At 68.9% G+C, this 5,551-nt stretch carries 8 protein-coding genes; 5 read left to right on the plus strand and 3 right to left on the minus strand.

Annotated features, from left to right (window positions below; genetic code table 11):
- Positions 1-37: 37 nt before the first annotated feature.
- Complete coding sequence (locus KME80_RS49310) at positions 38-1,018, plus strand: alpha/beta hydrolase (protein ID WP_219519842.1); 981 nt, start codon at positions 38-40, stop codon at positions 1,016-1,018.
- A 547-nt stretch (positions 1,019-1,565) separates the two neighbouring features.
- Here KME80_RS49310 and KME80_RS49315 read toward each other — a convergent pair.
- Positions 1,566-2,018 (minus strand): hypothetical protein, encoded by a 453-nt coding sequence (locus tag KME80_RS49315; RefSeq protein WP_219519845.1) that lies wholly within the window; start codon positions 2,016-2,018, stop codon positions 1,566-1,568.
- On the opposite strand from KME80_RS49315, the gene KME80_RS49320 reads away from it, so the two are divergent.
- The 3 genes from KME80_RS49320 to KME80_RS49330 all read left to right on the plus strand — a co-directional run bounded on the left by KME80_RS49320 (position 2,017) and on the right by KME80_RS49330 (position 2,845).
- Entirely contained in the window at positions 2,017-2,214 is a 198-nt protein-coding gene (locus tag KME80_RS49320; protein ID WP_219519848.1) for a dihydrofolate reductase family protein, read from the plus strand. The genes KME80_RS49315 and KME80_RS49320 overlap by 2 nt on opposite strands.
- 188 nt (positions 2,215-2,402) lie before the next feature.
- Positions 2,403-2,645 (plus strand): hypothetical protein, encoded by a 243-nt coding sequence (locus tag KME80_RS51540; RefSeq protein ID WP_246647145.1) that lies wholly within the window; start codon positions 2,403-2,405, stop codon positions 2,643-2,645.
- Positions 2,627-2,845 carry a hypothetical protein gene (locus KME80_RS49330; protein ID WP_219519851.1) on the plus strand — a complete coding sequence of 73 codons (219 nt, stop codon included), beginning with the start codon at positions 2,627-2,629 and terminating at the stop codon, positions 2,843-2,845. The genes KME80_RS51540 and KME80_RS49330 overlap by 19 nt, the downstream gene beginning before the upstream one ends.
- Positions 2,846-3,024: 179 nt before the next feature.
- Here the strand turns inward: KME80_RS49330 and KME80_RS49335 are convergent, their stop codons facing one another.
- Both KME80_RS49335 and KME80_RS49340 read right to left on the minus strand, forming a co-directional pair.
- Positions 3,025-3,648: a YdeI/OmpD-associated family protein gene (locus tag KME80_RS49335; RefSeq protein ID WP_219519853.1), complete on the minus strand. Its 624-nt coding sequence runs from the start codon at positions 3,646-3,648 to the stop codon at positions 3,025-3,027.
- 153 nt (positions 3,649-3,801) lie between these two features.
- Positions 3,802-4,251 (minus strand): carboxymuconolactone decarboxylase family protein, encoded by a 450-nt coding sequence (locus tag KME80_RS49340; RefSeq protein ID WP_219519855.1) that lies wholly within the window; start codon positions 4,249-4,251, stop codon positions 3,802-3,804.
- Positions 4,252-4,423: 172 nt separating this feature from the next.
- Here KME80_RS49340 and KME80_RS49345 point away from each other — a divergent pair, with 172 nt between their 5' ends.
- Positions 4,424-5,374 (plus strand): helix-turn-helix transcriptional regulator, encoded by a 951-nt coding sequence (locus KME80_RS49345; protein ID WP_219519858.1) that lies wholly within the window; start codon positions 4,424-4,426, stop codon positions 5,372-5,374.
- Positions 5,375-5,551 lie beyond the last annotated feature (177 nt).

Here is a 5,551-nt window from a genome sequence, read left to right on the forward strand (position 1 = left end):
TCCGCGGCAAGGCCGTACTGACGATCGGAGCATCGCGATGAGCGCCGCGGACTTCGCCGCCGCCAACCTGTCACGCGCCACCGGAGCCGGGCTGGACCCGCACGAGTACCTGCGCGTCACCGGCGAAATGACGGACCTGGACCAGTGGGGCGAGGCTTTCATGCGCGCCGCACGCGAGCACGTGGCGCACGCCGGGCAGGCGGCCACGGCGATCTCAACAGGCGAACACCTCCAGGCGGCGGCGCGCTGGTTCCACTTCGCCACCCTGGGACCGAACCGCCAGAGCGCGCTCGCGGCGGCCGAGGCCGACACCGCCATGGAACGGGCGCTGGAGTTGCTGGAGCCGCAGGCGCGCCGGATCGAAGGGCCGGGCTTCACCGGCTGGCTGCGCGGCCCCGCTGACGCCGCCGCGACGGTGGTGGTGGTCCCGGGGCTGGACTCCGGCAAGGAGGAGTTCCACGACCTCGTCACCGCCCTGCTGCGCCGGGGCCTGGCCGTGTTCGCCATGGACGGGCCGGGACAGGGCGCGCTCGCCGCCACCAGCACCGTCCGCGCCGACTACCACCACGTGATCGGCCAGGTCATCGACACACTCCGCCCGCGGAACGTGGGACTCGTCGGGCTCAGCCTCGGCGGCTACTACGTCGCGGAAAGCGCCGCCCGGGAGAGCCGCGTCGCGGCCGCCGTCACCGTCAGCGGCCCCTTCCGGCTGCACTGGGACGACCTGCCACCTCCCGTACGGGATCTCCTCATCCAGCGGGCCGGTGGCGAAGAGGCGGCCCGCCGCTTCGCCGGCCAGGTGGACGTGTCCGCCCTCGCCCCGCAGATCACCTGCCCGCTGCTGGTCATCGACGGCGGCCAGGACGTCATCCCCGGCGTGACCAACGGCGAGCCGCTGGCCCGCCTGGCACCGCACGGGCACTACGTGTGCCTGCCACATGGCGACCACCTGCTCGGCAACGCCCGTCCCGACTGGCTGGCCACGGCCGCCGACTGGATCTCTGCAGCACTCGCATGACACGCTTCACCGACAAGACCGCCCTGATCACCGGCGGCACGAGCGGCACGGGACTGGCCGAGCGGCTCACGCCGCGTGGCCGGTGCGTCCCCCCGGCTGGGCGGCGTATCCCGGCAGATCCTTTGGCACTTTTCGACTCATCGCCGCCTCGATCGCGCTCTCACTTCGTCCGCACCGCTGAAAGGAGGTCGGACATCAGCGGGCCGGGGATGCCCGCGTCCGAGCCCCGCGGACTCTACCGCGCAGGTGAGCGCGTGGCTCTCGGCATGGTTGACGTTCGCTCGGCGCCCCTCGTGGCCGAGCAGCTCGCGCGCCACGTAGCCATCTTGTACCGGTAGGGCCTCCTCGATGAGGCGGGCGTAGGCCGGGCGGCCCCTCGCGGGGGCGGCGCAGGTGGTGAGATCGACGACCGCAAAACCCAGGCGGACACGGAAGACGGCGTGTCCAGGCTCGGCTTGCGGGTTACGTGCGTGGAGTCATAGAGAGTGAGATCAGGAAGATGGCCACTGTCGATGAGGCCACGCGATTCTGAGTCAGTCTGTACGCCCTATGGTCTTATCGACGTGCCAACGATCCGGCGGCGCACGAGGAGTTCCTGATCGGCGAGCCTGTCATCGAGGATCCGGTTCCCGGAGACGACTCCGCAGTCCGTGCGGGTGAGAGTGATCTGCCGGACCCGCAGCGCCTCGCGCTGCCCGGCCTCGCCCGGCGCGTAGAGGCGGTCGCCGGGCAGGTAGTCCCGCAGCGGCAGCCAGCGAGCGCCGTGCGCGAAGGTCAGTTCGCGGGTTCGCTGGACGCGTTCGACCGCGCCACGCACCAGCAGCGACACACTGACGAGGTTCGCGGCCGTCGCCTCGGTCACGCCGACCTGCCTAACACCGGTCTCCCAGCGGCCCCACGGCAGCGGGGTGCCGACGTTGACCCGCTCGACGCGGAAGGAGTCGTCGCCGGGCGGCGCGGCCTTTCGAGGCTGCTGGGCAAGCGCTGGGGCCTTCCTCATGGGCCGCAACACCTACGAGGTCATGGCCGGATACTGGCCCACCTCCGACCACCCCTCGGCCAAGGCCGGGAACGAGATCCCCAAGGTCGTGTTCTCCCGCACCCTGAAGTCGGCCGGCGACTGGCCCGAGACCCGGATCGCCAGCGGTGACACTCGCCGAGCTATGGGGAGCGAGCGCGCCGGCGACCTGGAGTAGCAACCGCGCCGCCATCGCCTCCTGACTCACCTGGTGCCATACCAAAGCACTGGGCTGCCCCGTCGGTCCCGCCCGACGCCGAACGCCGCAAAGAAAGAACCGACGAGACCCGCGCAGTCGCCAAGACCACCATCCACCGGCTGCTGTCACGTCGCGACATCCCGCTCCGGGAGAAGACGCTGTGGCGGATGCTGTACGAGACCGCCGCCCGGGCCGCCGAAATCGTCGCGTTGAACGTCGTGGACCTCGACCTGGAGCACCGGCGCGCCCCCGTCCGTTCCAAGGGCGGCGCCATCGAATGGGTGTACTGGGACAGCGGCACCGCCCACCTGCTGCCCCGCCTCCTCCGGCTCCCCGACAGGGCGAGCATGGTGGGGCGATCGGCCTTGAAGAACTGCTGGATGAGCAGTTCATGGTTGTCGTGCTGGTAGGCGGTGACCTCCTCGATGTCGGCCAGTTGCGCGGTCGCGCCGCCGGCCCGTTCCACCACCTGGCGGACCGACCCCATCCCCGCGGCCTGCATCCGCACCGCCTTGACCAGCACTTCGACCGCGACACCCAGGCCCGCCCGCTGATCCGGCTCCTCAGCCTCCCTGCCAGCCTCGGTGTCTGCGTCCGCGGCACCATCTGAGCCGGTCAGCGCGGCCAGAGCCATCATCACCATCTGCGCGGCCGCGGCCTCAACCGACCCGCCCGGCACCAGGCCCTGCAGCACACCCCGGTAGGTGAGGTTCCGGCTCTGGCCGAACGTCGCGCCGCCATGTGCGTGGGCTTGGAGGAGCGAGGCGGGGGAGAGGTGTGGTCCAGCGTTCAACTGCCGAGGGCGCGCTTTTGTGGGTGGATCGTCTCGCCGCGGGCGAGCATGTCAACGAACTGGGTGATACGGCGGGCTCGGGTCTCGGCGCGTTTGGCGTTCGTGATCCGATAGAGAACGGCGTAGCGGTTCTGGGAGGTGAGGATGTCGAACATCGCTTGTGCCTGGGGGTTCGCGGCCAATGCGGCGGCCAGGTCGGCTGGTACCTCGATGCCGGCTTGTCCCGCGTAGGCCGTGTCCCAGCGGCCGTCGGCCTTGGCGCGTTGGACCTCGGCCATTCCGGCCGGATGCATCCGGCCCTCGCCGATCAGACGGGTGACGATGGAAACGTTCCGCGCTGACCAGGGACTTTGCCTGCCGCGAGGGGTGAAGCGCCGGCAGAAGGTGATCTCATCCCGCCGTCGTAGCCGGCCATCGATCCAGCCGTGGCACAGGGCTTCGTCGAGCGCCTGGTCATAGGTCAGGTTGGTGGGCCGGGTCGTGTTCTGCTTGGCGAGGACCAGCCACACCCCTGCCGAGCTGTCGTGGTGCCTGCTGAGCCACTCCCGCCAGGCTCGGGCATCGGCAACGGTCAGTTCCAGTGGTTCGTTGCTCATCGTCATTGTGCCCCTGATGATCATCAAAGGGATGGTTGTCGGCGGTCACCCGAAGGTGAGAGCCCAGAACGGGGGCCTGCCGGCAGTGGCGCTGGATCGGCCAGCGGTGGAGCCGGCCGATCTCGTCCTTCGCCGCGCCGCCACCGCGTCCTCTGGACGGATGACGGCCGCCCGCCTTCACCAGGCCTTGCCGGCCTGCTCCCGGATCGTGTGGTTGATCCGGTTGAAGAAGTTGGTGATTGCGATGTTCAAGATGATCGCCGACATCTGCTTCTCGTCGAAGTGGGCGGCAGCGGCGTCCCAGATCTCGTCGGTCACGCCCGGCGCGCCATCCTGGATTCGGGTGGCGGCCTCGGTCAGCGCGAGCGCCGCCCGCTCCTCCTCGGTGAAGAACGGGGTCTCGCGCCAGGTGACCACGCTGTGCAGCCGCTCGTCGGTCTCTCCATGCTTCTTCGCCGACTGGACGCCGGCGAACACACACGGGCTGCAGCCGTTGATCTGGCTGGCCCGCAGATGGACCAGCTCGAGCACGAGCGGGTCGACGCCACCGGCGTGAATCGCCTTCTGGAGATGCTGGACCGCTGTGATCACGTCGGGATTCGCCACGCTCTTCATGCGTGCTTCCATCAGTGTTGCTCCTTCATCGGTTACCTCGGCCCGTCCGGTTCCGTCATCTAACGCACGTTGGCGGAGGTCATCGTCGTCATGGACTTTCGGCCGAGGAGTTCTCGGTCATGCCGGCGACGTTACGGTATGACCCGGTCAGAAACGGTCCTGGTTATCGAGCAGACTGTCCGCCATGGTCAACACCTCGGCGCGGCTGCTGCAGTTGCTGTCTTTGCTGTCAACGCGGCAGTCCTGGACGTGCGCTGATCTGGCCGTCCAACTGGAGATCACCGAACGGACGGTTCGCAGGGACATCGCCCGGCTACGTGAACTCGGCTACGGCATCGAATCGGAGATGGGCCCATGGGGCGGCTACCACCTCGGGCCCGGAACCAGCATTCCGCCACTGATCCTCGACGAGGAGGAGGCCCTCGCGGTCGCTGTCGGGCTGCGCACCGCCGCCTTCAGCGGAGTCTCCGGCAGCGACCAAGCAGCCCTGTCGGCGCTGCTGAAACTACGCCAGGTGCTGCCGGCCAGGATCGCCGACCGGCTCGGCGAGCTGGACGCCGCGTTCACCCACACCGCACGACCCGACGACAGCCAGATCTCCCCCGCGCTGCTCCTCGACCTGGCCACCGCGTGCCGGCGAGGCGAACGCACCCAGGTGACCTACCGCGACGGGGCCGGAACGACGTCCACCCGACGAGTGGACCCCCACCGGCTCATCTACACCGGCCGCCGCTGGTATCTCCTCGCCTACGACCTGACGCGGCAGGACTGGCGCACCTTCCGTACCGATCGCATCATCGATGCCACAGCCACCGGGCAGGCCACCGCCCTGCCCGACCCGCCAGATCCAGCACAGATGGTCAGCACGGGCATCGCGCTGAGGCCCTACCCGGTGCGGGTGACCATCCGCCTGGCCGTACCGGCCGATGAGGCCCGCAGGCTGGTGCCACCAACGGTCGGCGTCCACCACCCGGACGGCGATGACGCAACGATCATCGACATCGGCGGGCCAGACGCCGACGGCCTGGCCCGCTATCTGCTCAGCCTCGGCCGACCACTCCAGATACTGCACCCAGAAGAGGTCCGCCAGGCATTCCTCACCCGCACACAACAGCTCCTCAACGACAACCAGTAACAACAAACACCCGCCGATCGCTGACACGGCTACCTGCAGTGACGGATTTTGCGGGAGTGTAAGAACAACGGTGTAACTCCTGATCATGGAGGACACCCGTGATGAGTACTGTGATCCAGGCATCGACGGAGATCGACCTGGAGGACGCCGGCGTGGCGGGCAAGCCCAAGCAGAGCA

The sequence above is a fragment of the Nonomuraea ceibae genome, from assembly GCF_019396325.1.
Classification (GTDB): domain Bacteria; phylum Actinomycetota; class Actinomycetes; order Streptosporangiales; family Streptosporangiaceae; genus Nonomuraea; species Nonomuraea ceibae.